The organism is Paenibacillus sp. S150 (genome assembly GCF_019352175.1).
Lineage (GTDB): Bacteria > Bacillota > Bacilli > Paenibacillales > Paenibacillaceae > Paenibacillus_AQ.
Window position 1 is genome coordinate 42,698 of sequence record NZ_JACBYI010000045.1, and the last position, 17,874, is coordinate 60,571.

General features: G+C 54.0%; 13 protein-coding genes and 1 riboswitch. Of the genes, 12 read left to right on the top strand and 1 reads right to left on the bottom strand.

Annotation, left to right across the window (positions count from 1 at the left end; all coding sequences use genetic code 11):
• Window positions 1-11 precede the first annotated feature (11 nt).
• The 11 genes from HYD27_RS26975 to HYD27_RS27025 all read left to right on the top strand — a co-directional run bounded on the left by HYD27_RS26975 (window position 12) and on the right by HYD27_RS27025 (window position 15,045).
• Window positions 12-1,268 carry an MFS transporter gene (locus HYD27_RS26975; RefSeq protein ID WP_219220439.1) on the top strand — a complete coding sequence of 419 codons (1,257 nt, stop codon included), beginning with the start codon at window positions 12-14 and terminating at the stop codon, window positions 1,266-1,268.
• A complete protein-coding gene (locus HYD27_RS26980; protein ID WP_219220441.1) occupies window positions 1,268-1,975 on the top strand; it encodes an isochorismatase family protein in 708 nt (235 codons plus the stop codon). Before HYD27_RS26975 ends, HYD27_RS26980 begins: the two co-directional genes overlap by 1 nt.
• Window positions 1,976-2,030: 55 nt before the next feature.
• Window positions 2,031-2,768, top strand: a complete 738-nt coding sequence (locus tag HYD27_RS26985; protein WP_219220442.1) for an isochorismatase family protein — start codon at window positions 2,031-2,033, stop codon at window positions 2,766-2,768.
• A 6-nt stretch (window positions 2,769-2,774) separates the two neighbouring features.
• Window positions 2,775-4,013 carry an MFS transporter gene (locus HYD27_RS26990; protein ID WP_219220443.1) on the top strand — a complete coding sequence of 413 codons (1,239 nt, stop codon included), beginning with the start codon at window positions 2,775-2,777 and terminating at the stop codon, window positions 4,011-4,013.
• A 310-nt stretch (window positions 4,014-4,323) separates the two neighbouring features.
• Window positions 4,324-6,654, top strand: coding sequence for a helix-turn-helix domain-containing protein (locus HYD27_RS26995; RefSeq protein ID WP_219220444.1), 2,331 nt, complete (start codon window positions 4,324-4,326; stop codon window positions 6,652-6,654).
• 165 nt (window positions 6,655-6,819) lie between these two features.
• Window positions 6,820-8,475: a type 2 periplasmic-binding domain-containing protein gene (locus HYD27_RS27000; RefSeq protein ID WP_219220445.1), complete on the top strand. Its 1,656-nt coding sequence runs from the start codon at window positions 6,820-6,822 to the stop codon at window positions 8,473-8,475.
• 108 nt (window positions 8,476-8,583) lie between these two features.
• Window positions 8,584-9,516, top strand: coding sequence for an ABC transporter permease (locus HYD27_RS27005; protein WP_219220446.1), 933 nt, complete (start codon window positions 8,584-8,586; stop codon window positions 9,514-9,516).
• 15 nt (window positions 9,517-9,531) lie between these two features.
• On the top strand, window positions 9,532-10,467 hold the full coding sequence (locus HYD27_RS27010; protein WP_219220447.1) for a carbohydrate ABC transporter permease: 936 nt from the start codon (window positions 9,532-9,534) through the stop codon (window positions 10,465-10,467).
• 78 nt (window positions 10,468-10,545) lie between these two features.
• Window positions 10,546-12,531: a hypothetical protein gene (locus HYD27_RS27015; RefSeq protein WP_219220448.1), complete on the top strand. Its 1,986-nt coding sequence runs from the start codon at window positions 10,546-10,548 to the stop codon at window positions 12,529-12,531.
• On the top strand, window positions 12,528-14,348 hold the full coding sequence (locus HYD27_RS27020) for a heparinase II/III domain-containing protein (protein ID WP_228745358.1): 1,821 nt from the start codon (window positions 12,528-12,530) through the stop codon (window positions 14,346-14,348). Before HYD27_RS27015 ends, HYD27_RS27020 begins: the two co-directional genes overlap by 4 nt.
• 274 nt (window positions 14,349-14,622) lie before the next feature.
• A complete protein-coding gene (locus HYD27_RS27025) occupies window positions 14,623-15,045 on the top strand; it encodes an ASCH domain-containing protein (RefSeq protein ID WP_219220449.1) in 423 nt (140 codons plus the stop codon).
• Window positions 15,046-15,516: 471 nt separating this feature from the next.
• Here HYD27_RS27025 and HYD27_RS27030 read toward each other — a convergent pair whose 3' ends face one another.
• Entirely contained in the window at window positions 15,517-15,888 is a 372-nt protein-coding gene (locus HYD27_RS27030) for a YhjD family protein (RefSeq protein ID WP_219220450.1), read from the bottom strand.
• 754 nt (window positions 15,889-16,642) lie between these two features.
• Window positions 16,643-16,733: riboswitch (cyclic di-GMP riboswitch) on the top strand.
• An 81-nt stretch (window positions 16,734-16,814) separates the two neighbouring features.
• Between HYD27_RS27030 and HYD27_RS27035 the strand changes: the two genes are divergently transcribed.
• Window positions 16,815-17,874 (top strand): choice-of-anchor A family protein (locus HYD27_RS27035; RefSeq protein ID WP_219220453.1); only part of this gene is annotated, 1,060 nt, incomplete at its 3' end.

Sequence of the window (17,874 nt, forward strand, 5' to 3'; positions counted from 1 at the left end):
GGGGAATTCACTTGAAAAAAATAGCGATCATCGGCGGTGGCGTAAACTTCGGAATCAACTCAGTCACGCAGCCATTCTTCGCGCTGTACGCCGCCCAGCTGGGAGCTTCCACTGCCGCTATAGGAGTGCTTTTAACACTTAGAGCGGTGCTGCCTCTGTTCATTGCTATGCCCGCCGGACAGCTGATCGACCGGCTCGGCGCCGCGTATATGCTGCGTATGGGGAATCTAATAACGGCTATTGCGCTTGCGATGATGGCCTTCAGCACCAATCTGACGCTGCTTACGGTTGCCCAGGTGATTATCGGGGGCGGGACAATGATTGTAACATCCGCTCTTCAGGTTATTGTGTCCGAAGGAGGCAAGGAGGAAAGAGAACGGGATATTACCCGTTACTCTGCCTGGTCCTCGGGGGGGAGCATGATAGGTCCCCTCATTGGAGGGGCCATAGTGACGGCCGTCTCTTCTACGGGCTGGCTCCGCTGGAACGGCGAGGCGATCAGCGGCTACCGGGCTACCTTTTTCATATGCTTTGTCACTGCTGCAATCTTTGGAGCCTGCTTTTATGCAGTCAGCAGGAAATTCACCATCCAATCGCAATTGGGAGCCGAGGTTAAGGAGGTTCTGCGGCCGCGGGAAATCGCGGGCAGCTACTTGCAGGGAATCCATTTGCTTAAGCATCCCGGAGTGCAGTTTGGCCTGGTGGGCACTTTTCTTATCCATTTCATTCAATCCATTTGGCAGGGGTTCTTCCCGCTGTATCTGGATACTCTTGGCTACAGCGCACTTGTGATATCCGTCCTGGTCTCGATCCGCGGGTTGGCCGGCATGACATCCAGGCTGTTTATGGCTCAGTTAACCCGGCGCTGGAGCCATCAGGCGCTGCTGATCGGGGCGGGCTGCATCGCGGCAATCTCGCTGATTGCTCTGCCGCTGATGAACTGGAACATAGTGACGATTGCGATCGTTGCCTTTGTTCTTGGTTCGTCGGTAGGGGTCAACATGCCTGTCAGCACCATGATCATGGTCGATGAGGACTCCATGGGCGAGCGAGGCAAGATCATGGGGCTGCGGCTTTTGGTCAACCGCTCCGCGCAAATCGCCGCTCCGGCGCTGTTTGGGGTATTTGGCCAGATGCTGGGCCTGGCGTCTTCCTTTTTTGCCGGAGGCGGGCTGCTGCTTGCATCCATACTGGGCTTTGGACTGTACCGGAAAACGAGGTTTAGGCAGGTTACAACGACTATGAATCATGTGGAGGTTGAGAAATAATGAAATATGCATTCGAGGATCACTGCTGGCAGGATATTGTGTCTGATGAAATTCTGGAAATTTACAAGGCATATCACAGAGAAACGTTTATCGGCAAACGTCCGGCGCTGCTGGCGATTGATTTGTACAATGCGAGCTATAAGGGGGGAGCGAAGCCGGTGATTGAGCTTCAGGACGAGTATCCGAGCTCCTGCGGAATTCACGCCTGGGAAGCGATTGAGCCGACGAAACAGCTGTTCGCCAAAGTCCGTGGACTGGGCATCCCCGTGATTTATTCCACTCGCGACATGTACACCCAGGCGCCGAAGCGGATTGGTTCGACCCATCGCAAGCCGCGAAATATGACGGATGACGCCTACCAAATCTTTGAAGCGTTCGCCCCGCAGCCGGATGATGTCATCATCAACAAGAGCAGAGCCAGCGCCTTCTTTGGAACACCGCTTGCGGCGTATCTGAACATGATGGGCATCGACAGCTTGATTGTCTGCGGCGAATCGACCAGCGGCTGTGTGCGGGCCAGTGTTCTTGAGGCCTATTCTTACGGATATCATGTAACGCTGGTAGAGGAATGCTGCTATGACCGCAGTCCGCTGTCGCATAAGGTCAACCTCTTCGATCTGCATCATAAGTATGCGGATGTGATGCACATTGATGAAGCGCTGGAGCATCTCGACCTGCGCCATGCCGCTTCGCCTTCCGCAATTTAAGCTCTGATAGAGAATTCCGCTGTTCCATCCAAAATAGAAGAAGGAGTGAAGGATTATGGCAAGCTGGGGCTGGGAAAGATTCATGACTGAAAGAGACAAGGAGCATGACGAGGCAAGGGGGAAAAAGGAACCGTTCGGCTTCGGAACGAAGCCCGCGCTTTTGCTGATTGATTTCTATTACGGAGTGCTCGGCTTGACGCGCCAGCCGCTGATGGAGCAGATCAAGACTCATCCGGGCGGAATGGGCCTGGAGGGCTGGGCGGCCGTTGATCAGACCAAGATTTTGCTTGCGGCGGCGCGCCGGAACGGGATTCCGGTCATCCACGTCACCAAGCTGGACCTGGATAATACGGTAGGCTGGGCACAGCGGATCGGACGGAAAAATCGGCCAGGCACTCAAGAGGGGGGGATGCCTGAGGAACTGAAGGCGAGATCGGCGGAGATTGTTGCGGAAGTGGCGCCGCTCCCGCATGAGCTGGTAATCCGCAAGGCGGCTCCAAGCGCCTTCAATGGTACGATTCTTCCTTACATGCTGCAAAGCTGGGGAATAGACACACTGATCGCCTGCGGCGAGTCTACGAGCGGCTGCGTGAGATCCACTGTGGTGGACGGCACAACCCACAGCTTCAAGATGGGAGTTGTTGAAGAATGCACGTTCGACCGTACGGAGATGTCGCATTGGGTCAATCTGTTTGATCTGCATGCCAAGTATGCCGATGTCGTCAAGCTGTCCGGGGCTGTGGATTATTTCGAAAAGATCGGGAGCATGAACAACGCTGCCTTGAAGCTGTAACGGTCTATGAAGAATACCGGTAATTTCGGGAGCGGGAAGCGGCCGTTGTTTGGCGGCTTCTTCCTGCTGTTCCTGTCGGCAGTGATCTACTGGCTTGGCTTCAGCATGCTGCGGCCGATGCTGGCGCTGTACCTCAATGAAGCCGGATATTCGCTGACTCAGGTCGGCCTGCTTATGGCATTGCATGCCTTCATTCCCGTGCTGCTCGCCATGCCGGCCGGCCAGATCATCGACCGGATCGGTCCGCGGCAGGCGGTAATGACCGGGGCCTTGATCATGGCGCTCAGCGGCGGAGCCTATATCATTAGCGGTGTAACGGGGGCGCTGTTGCCGGTGCTTGCCGGACAGCTGTGCAACGGGGTCGGCAGCCTTCTTTGCTGGGGGGCGCTGCAAGCCTCGGTCGGACAAATAGCCAGAACCGGAACGGACGCGGGACGCAGCAACCATCTTTTGTCCAACTTTGCCTTTGTTAATGCTCTGGCTCAATTCGCCGGTCCGGTGCTGGGAGGTATATTTGCGGACGCGGGCAGCTTTACCTGGGTTTTCATCCTGTTTACAGTGCTGTCCATTGTCGTCATGCTGTGCTCGCTGCTGTTTCCCCCGGCAGTGCGGATGAAGAATGAAGCGCCGGCTGCGTTGTACGGCTTCTGGAAGAGCTACGCCAGCGGGATCGATCTGTTGAGGCAGAACCGGCCGTTCGGTACAGCCATGCTATATAATGGAATACTTTTTATACTGGTGGACATTCAAGGTGTTTTCCTGCCGATTTACCTCGCTCAAATAGGCTATTCCAATACCCGGATTGGCACCATGCTGTCAGCCGGAGGCGTAGCTTCTATTGTCATCCGGCCTGCCGCGGGATTCTTGGTTAACCGTTTCAGCCACTCCAGGATGATGTCGGGAAGCTTATGGTGCGGCTGTTTTTGTCTGGTTGCATTGATGTTTGAGCCCGGCTATCTGGGAATTATGGCTGTTATTTTTATCTGGGGGCTGAGTTCGGGAATGAACCAGCCATTGGCGCTGATCCTGGTTGCGAATACGGTTGACGCGCAGCGGCAAGGGATGGGAATGAGCCTAAGAACCATGGCGAACCGGGTGGTTCAAGTGATCAATCCCGTAGCTATCGGAGGGATATCGGCAGTGGTGGGCCTGACTTACAGCTTCGGTTGTATAGCAGCGCTGTTGATGGCCTTCAGCTTCATGATGAAGAAGCGGCTGGGAGAGACGGAGTATCCATCTGCCTGATGCGGGAAGGGGGAGGCGAGGGCGGCTCTTAGGCGGTCTGCCAGCTCTAACGGCCGTTCCAGCGGCGGGTCCGCCGGATGTTTTTCCGGCTAACCTCCCGCGCCAGCGCCTGTCAGTCCTGTCTGCCATTCGTACTCCGTGACAGAGTGCAGAAGAAATTGGAGGTTTATCATCGGGGGTTTCTGTTATAACCTATAATGTAAGCGATTTCATTACGAGGTTCCGGCTGTTCATGCCGCTGCGGGTTCGTTTGCTTTGCGGGCAGGCGCGAAATGGGGTGTGCTAGTCAATCATTGTAAGGGGGCGTGTCATGATTACAGAATTCATAAAGAGATATCCATCCTGGGTGATTTTCGGCAGACGCTTCATGAAGCACGGCTTGATTCTGGTCATTCTGGTGCTGATGATTATCCCCCTGTATTTTAAATCCTACACATTGGCCAAGCAGCTGACGCTGGACAAAAGCGAATCCAAGCTGCTGGACGGCGTGGAGTTGCTGGAGCAGCAGGTGCTGCGGGCCCAGACTATAACCAATCTGCTGCGGCAGGAGGAGTCGTTTAAGCGGCTTTTCTTTCTGAAGGGGCCTCCATCCAGCGAATACTATCTGGACATTAATGTGGTGCAGAGCAGATTGAAGAATCTGGCGCTGACCCAGGATATGTATTCCAACGTCTATATCCGTTTTAGGGAGAATCCGGTTTTTATCTCCAATTATATTTCATCCGACAACTACGAAGATGTATATGCCCGCTACTACCGCTATGGAAACCTGTCGGCGGAGCAATGGCAGAAGCGGCTATTCGGCGAAAATTATACGTTGAAGCTGTTTCCGGCCGATCAGGTGTATTCTTCCTATTATCACCGCCAGCCGTTCGGCGGCATTACGATCATTATTAACAACTCCTATTTCAACGCGTTTGATCCGCAAAGCGTGCTGGCGATCGATATGGATCGTTTGGATCTGCTCGACAAACTGCTGTATGCTGATCAATGGAAGGATCATTTTGTATATATCGCCGACAATGAGGGCCGGATTCTAATGTCCCATAATTACGATGCCGGCGCCAGGTCCGGGGAGACACAGGAGGCTGCCGGCCCGATTTCCGAAATCAAGCTTGCCGGTGAAACCTATATCGCGCTTGCGCAGACCAGCGAGCTGCTGGGACTTAAGGTAGTGGTTGGCATACCGGCAGGCGCTTTCGAGGGAAATGTCAATTCACTGCTCGAGCTTTTGCTGCTGTATATTGTGGCGGGGATGGCGCTGGTTGTGCTGCTGGCATTTCTTTTTTCCATGAGGGAGGCGCTTTCATTAAAGAAGCTGGTGGAGACGGCGGCAAGATCAACCAAAACGGGCTTTAATCTCCGCAATGAATACAAGTATCTGGACAATGCCTTTGCGGAAATCCATACGATTAACGAACAGCAGCATGGACGGATTGAGGCGCTGAACGATTCCATTAAATATTCTATTGCCAAGCATTTGCTCATACTGGGCGTGTTTACGGAGCGGGAAAAAGAAGAGGCTGCCGGTTATTTCGGCTCCGCATTTGAGCGGTTCTGTGTGGCGAAGGCGGTGTACAGGGTGGAGGAAGGGAGCCATTCGGCGCCCAAGACAGCGCAGCAAAATATGGGGCTGGCACTTGAAGAACGCTTCAACGCCGTTCTGAGGCAGCGGCCGCTTGCGCTTAATTTTCATGCAAACGAGACGGTGTTCGTGCTGTTTCTCGGGCTGGAGGAAGGGGGCGCGGAGCGTCTGGACCTCAAAGCCCGCTTGGCGGAGCTGATCCGTTCGCTGAACGCCGAATCGCCGCTGTCCATGACGGTCAGCATCGGAATCAGCGAAGTCATGAGCGGTCCGGAACGTGCCAAGGCTGCTTACCAGCAAGCCAAATACGCGCTAGGCATCAATGAAAACGAGGTCGCCAGCGGGGTGTATCTGTTTGAAGCGGTGCCCGATCCCGATACGCATCCTGCTTTTGACAATGCCGTTCTGTTGAAGCTGTACGATGCTTTGATCGCAGGCGAGAAAAGTCCTGTTTCGCAAATTCTCGAGGATTGCCTGGGACGGCTTGCCGACTATTCCCTGCCGGAGCAGGAGCAGCTGCAGATTTTCTTCTCCGTCCGGCAGACGGTGTCCAGTGCCCATAAGGTGATCGTGGGCGGCAAGGACGGACCGGATGGGCAGCCGGTGGATATTCCGGCATATGACCAGTCGCAGGACATTATGCGGCTGGCGGACCGGCTGCGGCTGACGGCGCTTGATTTGTGCGCCATCGTGATCGGCAATAAAAAGAGCAATAATGACAAGCTGAAAACGGATATTTTAAACCATATCCGGGAGAATTGCGGCGATCCGGGCCTTTCCGCCGGCGGCATCGCCAGCGAGCTGCTCATTTCAGAGAAATATGTATTCTCCTTCGTCAAGGAACAGACGGGAAAAAGCCTGGGCAAATACATTGAGGAGATCCGGCTGGCGAATGCGGAGCGGCTGCTGCTGGAAACGGACTATTCCAACAACCGGATTTGGAAGCAGTGCGGATTCGGCAGTGAAAATACCTTTTACCGGGCATTCTCGAAAAAACACGGCGTAACGCCGACGGTCTGGCGGGAGAATCAGCGAAATCTTACGGGCTGGCAATAAGAAGTAAAAATGAAAGCGATATCATTCATACCCTTTGACAGCGGATGGGAGAAGTAGCGGTTTTCGCGGCTGCAGGAAGGGGCATACAATCGCAATGTAAGCGATTTCTAAACGATGATTCGCAAAACACTCACCACGCTTATCACCCAAAGGGAGGAAAACGGATTGAACCAACAGACAAGCAGCAAAAAGAAAGCTTTGCCGGCGGCTATATTGGTGTCCATCATGCTGGGAGCGCTGCTGTCAGCTTGTTCGGGGAACAATGAACAGGCAGACGGGGGCGGTTCTGGAGGCAAAGGGGCGGAAACAGGCGGGCGTCCCGTCATTACGGTTGCCGTTCAGGCAAACCCTAATGTGGAGGACTACGAAACAAACCATTATACGGAGCTGGTCGAAGAAGCCATGAACGTCGATCTGGAGTTTCTGGAGCTGCCCAGCCAAGCAGAGGAGGCACTAACGAAGCTTGCGCTGATGGTATCTTCGGGAGCGGAGCTGCCGGACGTCGTCAACATCTATTTGAATGAATCTACGGTTTACGATTATGCGGCCAAGGGCGTGTTCCTTCCGCAGGACGATTATTTGAATGACGCTTCCATTGCGGTGAATTTCAACAAAATTCCCGAAAAAGAATTCGTCTACAACGCGATGAAGCAGCCGGACGGCAAAGTGTATTCGCTGCCAAGATATGCGCCGTATGAGTGGAATGAAGGTTCCAACCGGGCCTGGATCAACAGCGAATGGCTGGAAAAGCTGAATCTGGAAATCCCGGAAACGACAGATGATTTGTACAATGTCCTGAAAGCGTTTGTAGAGCAGGACCCGAACGGCAACGGCAAGAAGGACGAGGTCGGCTTCGTTGGCTCGCTGAACGGCTGGTCCCAAAATCCCCGTGTTTATCTGATGAACAGCTTTATTTATGCCGATCCGGGCAAGACCTACATGAACGTGAAGAACGGACAGATCTATCCGGCCTTTACCCAGCCGGAATGGAAGGAAGGCCTGGAGTATATGAACAAGCTGGTTAAAGACGGCCTGTTCTCTCCCCTGTCCTTCACCCAGGATGAAACGCAGATGAAGGGGCTTATCAATGTGCCGGGCGGCATGGCCGGCGTCGTGACGGCCGGAAGCTACAGCACGTTTGGTCCGGAGCTGGAGAACAAGATGACACTGCTGCCGCCGGTCCAAGGACCTTCCGGCTTTGCGGCGACTCCGTACAGCCCGACTTTGCCGACGCAGCTCTGGTTCATCACCAAAGATGCGAAAGACCCTGAGCTTGCCTTTAAAGTGGGCGATTATATGCTCGATTCCGAGCTGTCAATCGTCAGCCGCTTTGGTGAAAAGGATGTGGACTGGAGCGACGATCCGGCCATAACGGCTGAATACCTGGGTCCGTTTGAAGAATCCGAAGGCTTGAAGGCATCCGTGGCCGACCTGAATCCGTCCATTTGGAACAATCCGCAGAACAAGCATTGGAACGATGCCAACCCGGCTTACCGGCCGCTGGAACTAAATAAATCTTCATCCAATCTCAAGAAGGATGCGGAAATCGCAGCGCCCAACTGGCAGCCGGCTTATGCGGCGGGGTATGTGCCGGCATTTCCGGAGGAAGTGATCGCCAGATTGGCCTATACGCCCGATGAGCTGAAGCAAATCGCCAACAGCAAAACGGCCATCGACAACTATGTCAACGAAAGCGCCGTTGCTTTTATTACCGGCAACCGTTCGCTGGCCCAATGGGACGACTATATCGCCGAGCTGGACAAGATGGGGCTCAATGAATATTTGGAGGTCACCCAAGCCGCGTACGAGCGTTCGAAATAACGGCTGGGCGGAATAGATCATGCGGGACGAACCCGGCCGGCGGAAAGCAGGCATCTGGTACGCCGGACCTTCCGGGCCGGCGTTTCCGTCCCAGAACGGAGAACATCTATGCGATCAACTAAACCAATGAACTGGCTGAAAAAAGAGGTTTTGCCCGGCTGGCAGCTGTACCTGTTCCTGATTCCTGCCACCGCGTACATTATTATCTTTGCTTATGTACCGATGGCAGGCGTCCAGATTGCCTTCAAGGAATATGACTTCAACCTTGGCATCTGGGGCAGCGAGTGGGTGGGCTGGGCCAACTTCAAGCGTTTTTTCGACTCCTACCAGTTTAATTCTATTATTTGGAATACAATCAGTCTGTCTCTCTACAGTCTGGTGATTTCTTTCCCGCTGCCCATTCTGTTTGCCCTGGTGCTCAATTCGTTTACCGGACTGAGATTTAAAAAAATCGTGCAATCCGTCTCATACATGCCGCATTTCATTTCGACGGTCGTCATCGTCGGCATGCTGGTACAGATTTTCAACCCGCGTACGGGTGCCTTCGGAGCGGTGTATACCTTTATCACCGGGGAGATGCTGCCGGACGCCTTCGCCAATCCGGGCGCTTTCCAGCATCTGTACGTCTGGTCCGGCATCTGGCAGGGCATCGGCTGGAGCAGCATTATCTATATCGCCGGCTTGTCTTCGGTTGACGAGCATTTGCATGAAGCGGCGCAAATCGACGGTGCCTCGCGTCTGCAGCGGGTGCGGCATATCGACTTTCCGTCCATTTTGCCCACAGCGACGATTATGCTCATTCTTGCGGTCGGGAACATCATGGAGGTCGGCTTCGAGAAAGTGTTCCTGATGCAGAATGAACTGAACATTTCCAGAAGCGAAGTCATTTCGACCTACGTTTATAAAGTGGGCCTGACCATCGGCTCGGGTGATTTCTCGTTTGCGACAGCCATCGGGCTGTTTAATTCCATTATCAACTTTGTGCTGCTGATCATGGTGAACTACGCCGCCAAGAAATTCAGCGATACCAGCCTGTGGTAAGGAGGGAGACCGGATATGAGCCAGACTCATGCAGAGATTGACACAAATCCAGCGAAAAAAAAGAAGTTTTCTACCCATCCGACTCCGGATAGAGTGTACTACATCATTTCAGGCTTTATTTTGACGCTTATTTTGGTCGCTGTTTCCTACCCGCTTATCTATGTGCTATCAGCATCTTTCTCTTCCGGCAACGCGGTGTCTTCCGGGCAGGTGCTCCTTTGGCCCGTCGATTTCAGCCTGGAGGGCTACGAAGCGGTGTTCAAGAACAAGGATATTGTGCGAGCGTACGGGAACACCTTTTTGTATACGGTATTGGGAACAACGGTGAACGTTTGCGTCGTTATGACCTGTGCCTATGCACTTTCCAGACCTGGCCTGAAGGGCAGAAACTTTTTTATGTTCCTGTTTACGTTCACAATGTTTTTCAGCGGAGGCTTAATTCCGTTCTATATTTTGATGAAGGATCTGCATCTGATTAACACCATTTGGGCGATGGTGCTGCCAGGCGCGCTCTCCGTGTACAACATGATCATAGCCCGGACCTTCATCCAGTCCTCCATTCCGGGAGAGCTGATCGAAGCGACCAGCATTGACGGATGCAGTGACGCGCGTTTCTTCTTTTCCTTCGTGCTGCCGTTGTCGAAGGCGGTTATCGCGGTGATCACGCTGTTTGCGGCGGTGGGCCACTGGAATGCCTATTTCAATGCCTTGATGTATCTGAATGACCGTTCACTGTACCCGCTTCAAATTATTTTACGGGAAATTCTGATCATGAACCAGGTGGATGTCAGCATGATTATGGACCCTGAGCTCCAGGTGGCTAACGCCCAGGCGGCGGCCGTGCTGAAGTATTCCCTGATCGTCGTGGCCACGGTTCCCATCTTGAGCGTGTACCCCTTCATTCAGAAATATTTTGTCAAAGGGGTAATGATCGGTTCGCTGAAAGGCTGATCTGGAGTGCCGGGGGTGGCCCGGAGCTTGAAAAGGAAAATAGAAATTCCGGGAAACTATCGGAAGGAGGAATGGCGAATGAACAGTTCGCATCCGGCTCCCCTCCCTGGCCTGTCCGCTTATATCGACGCCATGGAGCGGCCGGACGATTTTACGCCGACCGGTTATGACAAGGAGCTGTATCTTGATTTGATGGAGGCGGCGATTCAGCCATACGGACTGGACCGCGCAGACAACACCTGGGGAACGGACAGGGAAGGGCGTCCACAGGATCTGCAGACGTATTGCCGTATCATTTCCGTATTGGCAGGGTTGATCGCCGCCGGCAGACAACAGGGGTTAACGCCTTTATGGGAGAGCATGATGGAGACGGGTTGCCGGGAGCTGCCGCTTACAAAGGGCGATCAGATGGCCGATTTCTGCACCAAAGAGCTGCTTCTGGCCTACAAATCGATGAAGCCGCACGCTTCGGCCATACAACGGGAAAGCTGGAGAACCGGGCTGGCCGAAATCAACCCTGCCGTCAATTATGTGTATACGCTGGCTTCCATCCCTGATTCCGAGCGGCTGCATAATATCAACCTTTACAATATGGCCGGCGAATATTTGCGCGAGACAGAAGGAATGACAGACGCCGGGGATTATCTGGCTGCGCACTGGCCGGTGCAGCTGCCGAAATTCGACGGCAACGGCATGTACAGAGATCCCGGCTGTCCGCTGCTGTACGATCTGGCCGCACGCTGCCATATCCAGCTGATGTTTGCTTTTGGATACCGGGGAGCATTTTATGGGGAGCTGGACCGCAAGCTGGCGGCCGGCGGCATGATGACGCTGTTCATGCAATCCGCTGCTGGCCATTTTCCCTTCGGCGGACGCAGCGGACAGTTTCAATTCAATGAGGCGCTGGCAGCCGCGTGCGCAGAATTTGAAGCCGCCCGTTATCGGCGCTTGGGCAGCCTTAAGCTGGCCGGCGCCTTCAAGAGAAGCGCCAGGCTGTCTGCCGGGGCCATTCTGCGCTGGGTTCGCGATGTCTCGCCGCCGCGCCATGTAAAGAATCTTTACGATATTCGTTCCGGTTACGGGACGGAGCCGTATGCGTATTACGACAAGTATATGATTACGCTGGGGAGCTTCGCCTACATGGCTTATCTGTTCACGGAAGACGATATCGCTGAGCAGCCTTGTCCTGCGGAAAGGGGCGGGTATGTGCTGGAGACCTCGCCCTCATTCCATAAAGTGTTCGCCGCCGCCGGCGGGCTGTCGGTTCAACTGGATACGGCAGCCGATCACCGTTACGATGCCACCGGCTTGGGAAGGCTTCACCGCGCGGGGTTTCCCGCCGAGCTGGCATTGTCCAGTCCGTTATGCGCCGTGCCCGCGTACCGGCTGCCCGAACGGCTCCGGCCCATAAGTGCGGCTGTCGGCCCCGGCTGGGAGCGTGAGGACGGGACGGCGGATTACTTGTCTGGACTTGGCGACGGACTGGAGCATGTCCTGTCTGTCATATGCGAGGAGAGCGCCCGGGTGGAGTTCTCGATCGGTTATTGCGGAGCGGGTCTTCCGGACGGCGTTACGGTGCAGGAAACATATGTGTTGTCCGAGAAGGGGCTGGATATCACCGCTGCGATTGAAGGGCCTGATTCGAAGGCGGGACCAAGCGCTGGAGCAAGTGCGGAGCCTGAAGCGCAAGCAGATGAAGCACCCGCAGCTCGGCCAGCGGGAGCGATCCGTTACAGGGTGCCCCTTTTCTGCGGCAACGGACAGGACAGGAGCTCCATTACGGCGGAGCGGCATGCAGCGACCGTCGCGCTCGGCCGCAGCCGCTTTACGGTTAGCACGACAGGCGACCTGGAAGTGGAGGAAGAGCGCTGCGGAAACCGGAATGGGGAATACCGCCTCGCGTCCATCCGTTCCAACAGCCCGGCCGTCCGGCTGCGGCTGCGGCTGTGGTCGGAAGAACCTGAGCAGCAAGCAGCGGCCGCATCTGCTTCCGGCGCCCAAAAAATGAAGCCCATCGGCTGGCCGTTCCCGGCAGCCGACAACAAAGGAGAAGAAGGTAAATGATGAAGGAACCAACCACTCCGGCTGCTTTGGCCGATATCGTGCAGGGCATGCCCAAAGCCGGGCTGGAGCTATATGGCGCCGGAGGGGACACGCAGGCGTTCTGGCGCGGCGTGAAGGAGAACGCTGCCCTGCACGGCGGCCTGGAGGAAATCCGGTCCGAGGCGGAGCGGCTGTTGGACCTGCCTGTTCCGGAACTGAGCTATTCGCTGTTCTCCCTGTACAGAACGCAGGGAACGCGCCTGGAATACGAGCGGGTTTATTTTGAACGGAGGCGGCGGCTTAACGCTTTTGCGCTGATGGTGCTGCTGGAGCCGGAGTCCAAACGGTATGAGGCCGCCCTGCATGAAATGATATGGGCGATATGCGGCGAGCAGACCTGGTGTCTGCCGGCCCATGTGAACGACGGTTATTCGCTGGAGGGCAGCATTGATCTGTTTTCGGCGGAAACGGGCTTTACGCTGGCCGAATTGAGCGTGCTGCTGGGCTGTCGTCTGCCTGAATTTCTGCGGGTTTTGATTTCGGACTGTGTAGATGCGAGAATATTCCAGCCTTATTTGGTCGGGGGGCCTTTTTTCTGGGAGACAATCGACAACAACTGGGCGGCCGTCTGCGCCGGTTCGGCGGGCGCAGCAGCGCTGCTGCTGCTGGAAGATAAGGCGCGGCTGACCAACCTGCTCGGCAAGGTGCAGCGGACGTTGTCCTTTTATTTCAAAGGGATCGGCGATGACGGGGGCTGTCTGGAAGGATTGGGATACTGGAATTACGGCTTCGGCTATTTCACCTATTATGCCGATCTGCTGAAATCGATGAGCGGCGGTGCGCTGGACTGGTTCCGGGAGCCGAAAGTAAAAAAGACAGCGGCTTTTCAGCAAAAAAGCTTTCTCGGCAAAGATGCCGTGGTCAACTTCTCGGATACGGTTGCCCGCTCCGGCGTGCAGCTTGGCCTTTCCTGTTATCTTGCGGAGCTGTATCCCGGCGAGGTAGCCCTTCCCCCCTTCCGGCGGCGCGCAGATTTTCGCGGCGATCACTGCAGCCGCTGGGCGCCGGCCTTCCGCAATTTAATTTGGAACGGAGCGGCGGCGGCCACAGATTGGAAAGCCGGCAGCTTCTATTTGCCGGACGCCCAGTGGATCATCTCGCGTGTGGAGCAAGGGGAGACGGTATTCGGCTTCGCCGCCAAGGGCGGCCATAACGGCGAACCGCACAACCACAACGATCTAGGGCAATTTCTGCTGGCGCGGAACGGGAGGTTCTATTTGGCCGATCTTGGCAGCGGCGAATATACACGGGAATATTTCGGGCCGGAGCGGTACAGCTTCGACTGCAACGGTTCACAGGGCCATTCCGTGCCGGTCATCGACGGGGTGCAGCAGAGCGCCGGACGGACGGCAGCGGCAAAGGTGCTTGAAGCAGAGACGGGCGGCGAAGAGGATCAATTGAGCCTGGACCTGACTTCGGCTTATGACTGCGGCAGGCTGCTGGCATTTAAACGCCGCTACCGCTGGCTAAAAGGCTGCGGCTTGCCTCGGCTGCGGCTGGAGGATGAATTCGCCTTCGCTTCTGTTCCGGGCAGCGTCACGGAAAGGTTCGTAACTCTCATCCAACCGGCAGCCGGGGAAGGCGAAGTGCTAATTGCCGCTGCGGACGGGACGGGTGTCAAAATTCTGTACGATTCCGCGGCGTTGCGCCCGGAAATCAAGCCCCGCCGCTATCGCAACCATGCGGGAGCCTGGACGGAATGGTTCGCTCTGGACTTTCATCTGCTGGCCCCGGGCGAGAATGTCTGTGCCTTCTTTGATTTTATTTTTACCGGTTGAGGCTGCTGCGCATATAGCATTCGAATACTGATCCCAATATCCTTAACTACTCAATCCTGATTTCTTGGCGATATGGAAGCCTGTTCGATCCCGGTTCCCGTAAAAGGTTGCGCAGAAACTCCCGGAGTCATACAATACAGTAATAGAAAGCACTCCCAATGCGCAGGCAGGGGCTCTAAGTTCCTTCGCCAGCACCCGATAACCTATAGGCGGCGCGGCTTTCCGGATTTTTGGCGGCTGCGTTTTTTGGTTGTTCAGAAAGGAGGGGCGGGAAATGAAATGCCTGACGATCCGTCAGCCTTGGGCTACATTAATTGCTCTTGGAGAAAAACAGTTCGAGACCCGCTCCTGGAAAACCGCTTATCGAGGTGAACTGGCTATTCATGCCGGAATGGGGATCGACAAGGCCGTATGCAAGCGGGAGCCCTTCAGATCCGCGCTGTCCAGACACGGGTTCACCGCCGGCAATCTGCCCTTGGGAGCTATTATCGCCACAAGCCGTCTGGCTGATTGCCATAAGGTGTCGCTTGACGATGCTGAAGAGGGCTGGCCTGGCGGCGATGAATTTGCTTTTGGCGATTATTCGCAGGGGCGCTTTGCCTGGAAGCTGGAGGGTGTAACGGCGCTCGCTCATCCAATACCTGCGAAAGGCCGGTTAAGCTTTTGGGAGCACCCTGTTCTGGAAGGGGAGCAGTGACCCGTTCAGAACAGGATAGCCTTTTTGGGGAAAAGGAATTCTGCACTGTGCAATGATCAGGATGGATAAGAAAGGGCGTATGCATAGGAAATGGGAAGTGTTCTTATTGCGTGGCTTTGTATGCTGTGTTTGTATTTTTCGTTTGAGGATAAGGCAAGCCGGAAAATTATACTGCCTGTAGCGCTGGTTGTTGTTTTCGGCACACTGGGCTGTTGGAGGCTTTTAATGTAATTTTTATGTAATCATAAGGTTGTTTTCAGGTTGAGGATATATATTAAATGTACCCAAACACTCCCCAGTGTTTATAGATAGATTTGCAGGGTCTTGCCAACTCCCATGGCGAGGCCCGTTTTTTTTCTGGCTTACCATGCATAGCATGGTCCGGATTTGATGGGGCAGCTTTTGCAAACTGTGGCTTCTGCCTGGAGCTGGACAATTTCAGGCCTGGACCACTAAAAGCTGTGGAATGCATCATTTTCTCATGGCCCAAGTGAGGTCAAGCCCGAGATATTTGCGCATTTGGACAGCGGCTTGAGCGGCAATGACGTCGTCCAGCAGCAGCATCCGTTCATGATACCCCCGGCAGATGAATTTGGCCTCGATCCCGGCCTCCAGCCGCTGCTGCTCATAGACCCTGATGCCGCGGCTTCGCATTTCGGCGCGCACATCCCTCAAATCGGCGGTTGCTGTATTTGCAGCGTTATGCAGAACTTCCATGTAAGGTTCCGGAGTACGCAGTCCTTTGGACATAATAGTGGCATCGCGCTCAAAGGCGGTTAAGATCAAGGGAAGCAAAATATAGGATTTGACCAGCATGTTGTCTTGACTCTCAGCCCTGTGCATAGCCTCATCTCCCTTATAAGAACATATATTCGTATTTTACCCTGATATTAAAAAAATAATCAATGCTATTTATAAATAAGGCTGATTAGTGTGACATTTTTCACAATAAATTCAGAGGAATTATTTTATATTAAAATTGAAATATTAAAGATTGAAGTTCGGCCCAATAAAGCACCTCAAAAAGGAGAATAATGATGATTCATGAAGGAAGTCTCCGCCGTGGTTTGGTATTCGGTTTATTTTTAAGTATTCCGTTATGGGTGTCGATGATTGGCTGGCTCCAACTGCTGTAACCTATCAAATTTGGCTATATTCGCAAAGCGGGTTAAGGAAGCGCATATAGCATACATAGATGTCGATAAAACTGCTGCCGGGCATTTCCGGGAACAGTTTTTTCTTTTTCACCCCGTACAGGCTTCTTTAGACAGAGCTCGACACTAGGACGGTGAGCCGTGAAAAAAATTTGACGAATAGTCCAAATATACTAAATTTTAATATTTAAAATTAATTATTTTTAGGCTTCGGGAAGCAAAAAGATTTAGCCGAAGCAGCGATTCCCGAAATACGATCCGTGAATAAAAAAAAGCTGTAAGGCCTTGTGCATAGCGGTTTTTTAGACAAGCCTCTTCGTCCAAGCACGCAAAAAAATACTGGAGGAATGGATTGACAACAGGGGTATGGAGCAGATAAACTGAATTTAGTTCTAAAGTAACAAATGTCATAGACTACATAAGAGTTGCTAATTTTATACACTCATGTATAAACGCAAACCGTTTGAAAGGACGGGACGCAAAGTCAGGAATCTAATGCCCGCAAGCAGGGGCTATGATCGTCCGGCCGCCGTGAAGCTAACCCTTCTTGGCGGTCTTTTTGTTGTTATAGTTTTTTTGCGAAATCATAGAATAGTTAATAGGAGGTGCACGCGATTGAAGAAAAAAACACTCAAGACGGCAGCAATAATACTGACAGGGGCACTGACGTTAGGCAGCTCGATTGCATGGGGCTGGAATGTTAAGGCGGCAGCTAACATGCCTTATACCTCTACACCCGTTTTGGGGGTTGCCGGTAATTTTAACGCATTTATATTTGGGGATTTCACACAGTCCTATGATCAAATCCATGGACGGCTGGCAGCAGCAGGGAATATTACGCTGCAAGGGTACGGTGTATCCCAGGATGCACCGGGCGGAGATGTGCTGGTTGCCGGCAAGAACATCAGTCTTACAGACGGAACTGTATACGGCGCAGCTGTATATGGAGGCAGTATAAACAGCACGCGTGCGGATCTCAAGGAAACTCCGCGCCAAGGGACGCCCGTTGATTTTCAGGCGGAGGAGCAATTTCTGATTGGGCGTTCCAATCAGCTCGCGGCTTTGGCGCAGACACAGCCTTTTGTCAAGGAGTACGGGAAGATAACCTTTAACGCTCCGCAAGCTTATAATATCTTTAATCTGACTGCTGCCGATCTGGCTGACGTCAATGGCATGCAGTTCAATATTTCAGGCGACGCCACTGTTACTATTAATGTGAGCGGCAGCTCTGTAAGGATTCCCAGCTTTCAATTCTGGGGGGGCAAACCCCGCAAGGTACTGTTTAACTTCTATGAAGCTACTTCTTTGAACATCGGAAATACGACTATTGAAGGCACAATTCTGGCTCCGCATGCCAACGTATTCTATGATTACGCGGAGCTTCATGGGACGCTCATTGCCAAAGCGTTCAACGGTCATGTACAGATGCATCATTATCCGTATGAAGGCTCGGAGCCGCCTTCAGTACCGACGCCGACACCGGGCGAGACACCGGCGCCGACACCGGGCGAGACACCGGCGCCAACACCGGGCGAGACACCGGCGCCGACACCGGGCGAGACACCGGCGCCGACACCGGGCGAGACACCGGCGCCGACACCGGGCGAGACACCGGCGCCGACACCGGGCGAGACACCGGCGCCGACACCGGGCGAGACACCGGCGCCGACACCGG

What these genes read in the sequence shown, in the direction of transcription:
- HYD27_RS27030 (WP_219220450.1), bottom strand. Translation starts at nt 15,888, where the DNA reads ATGCACAGGGCTGAGAGTCAAGACAACATGCTGGTCAAATCCTATATT.
- HYD27_RS27020 (WP_228745358.1), top strand. Translation starts at nt 12,528, where the DNA reads ATGATGAAGGAACCAACCACTCCGGCTGCTTTGGCCGATATCGTGCAG.
- HYD27_RS27010 (WP_219220447.1), top strand. Translation starts at nt 9,532, where the DNA reads ATGAGCCAGACTCATGCAGAGATTGACACAAATCCAGCGAAAAAAAAG.
- HYD27_RS26995 (WP_219220444.1), top strand. Translation starts at nt 4,324, where the DNA reads ATGATTACAGAATTCATAAAGAGATATCCATCCTGGGTGATTTTCGGC.
- HYD27_RS26980 (WP_219220441.1), top strand. Translation starts at nt 1,268, where the DNA reads ATGAAATATGCATTCGAGGATCACTGCTGGCAGGATATTGTGTCTGAT.
- HYD27_RS26990 (WP_219220443.1), top strand. Translation starts at nt 2,775, where the DNA reads ATGAAGAATACCGGTAATTTCGGGAGCGGGAAGCGGCCGTTGTTTGGC.
- HYD27_RS27025 (WP_219220449.1), top strand. Translation starts at nt 14,623, where the DNA reads ATGAAATGCCTGACGATCCGTCAGCCTTGGGCTACATTAATTGCTCTT.
- HYD27_RS27015 (WP_219220448.1), top strand. Translation starts at nt 10,546, where the DNA reads ATGAACAGTTCGCATCCGGCTCCCCTCCCTGGCCTGTCCGCTTATATC.
- HYD27_RS26985 (WP_219220442.1), top strand. Translation starts at nt 2,031, where the DNA reads ATGGCAAGCTGGGGCTGGGAAAGATTCATGACTGAAAGAGACAAGGAG.
- HYD27_RS27005 (WP_219220446.1), top strand. Translation starts at nt 8,584, where the DNA reads ATGCGATCAACTAAACCAATGAACTGGCTGAAAAAAGAGGTTTTGCCC.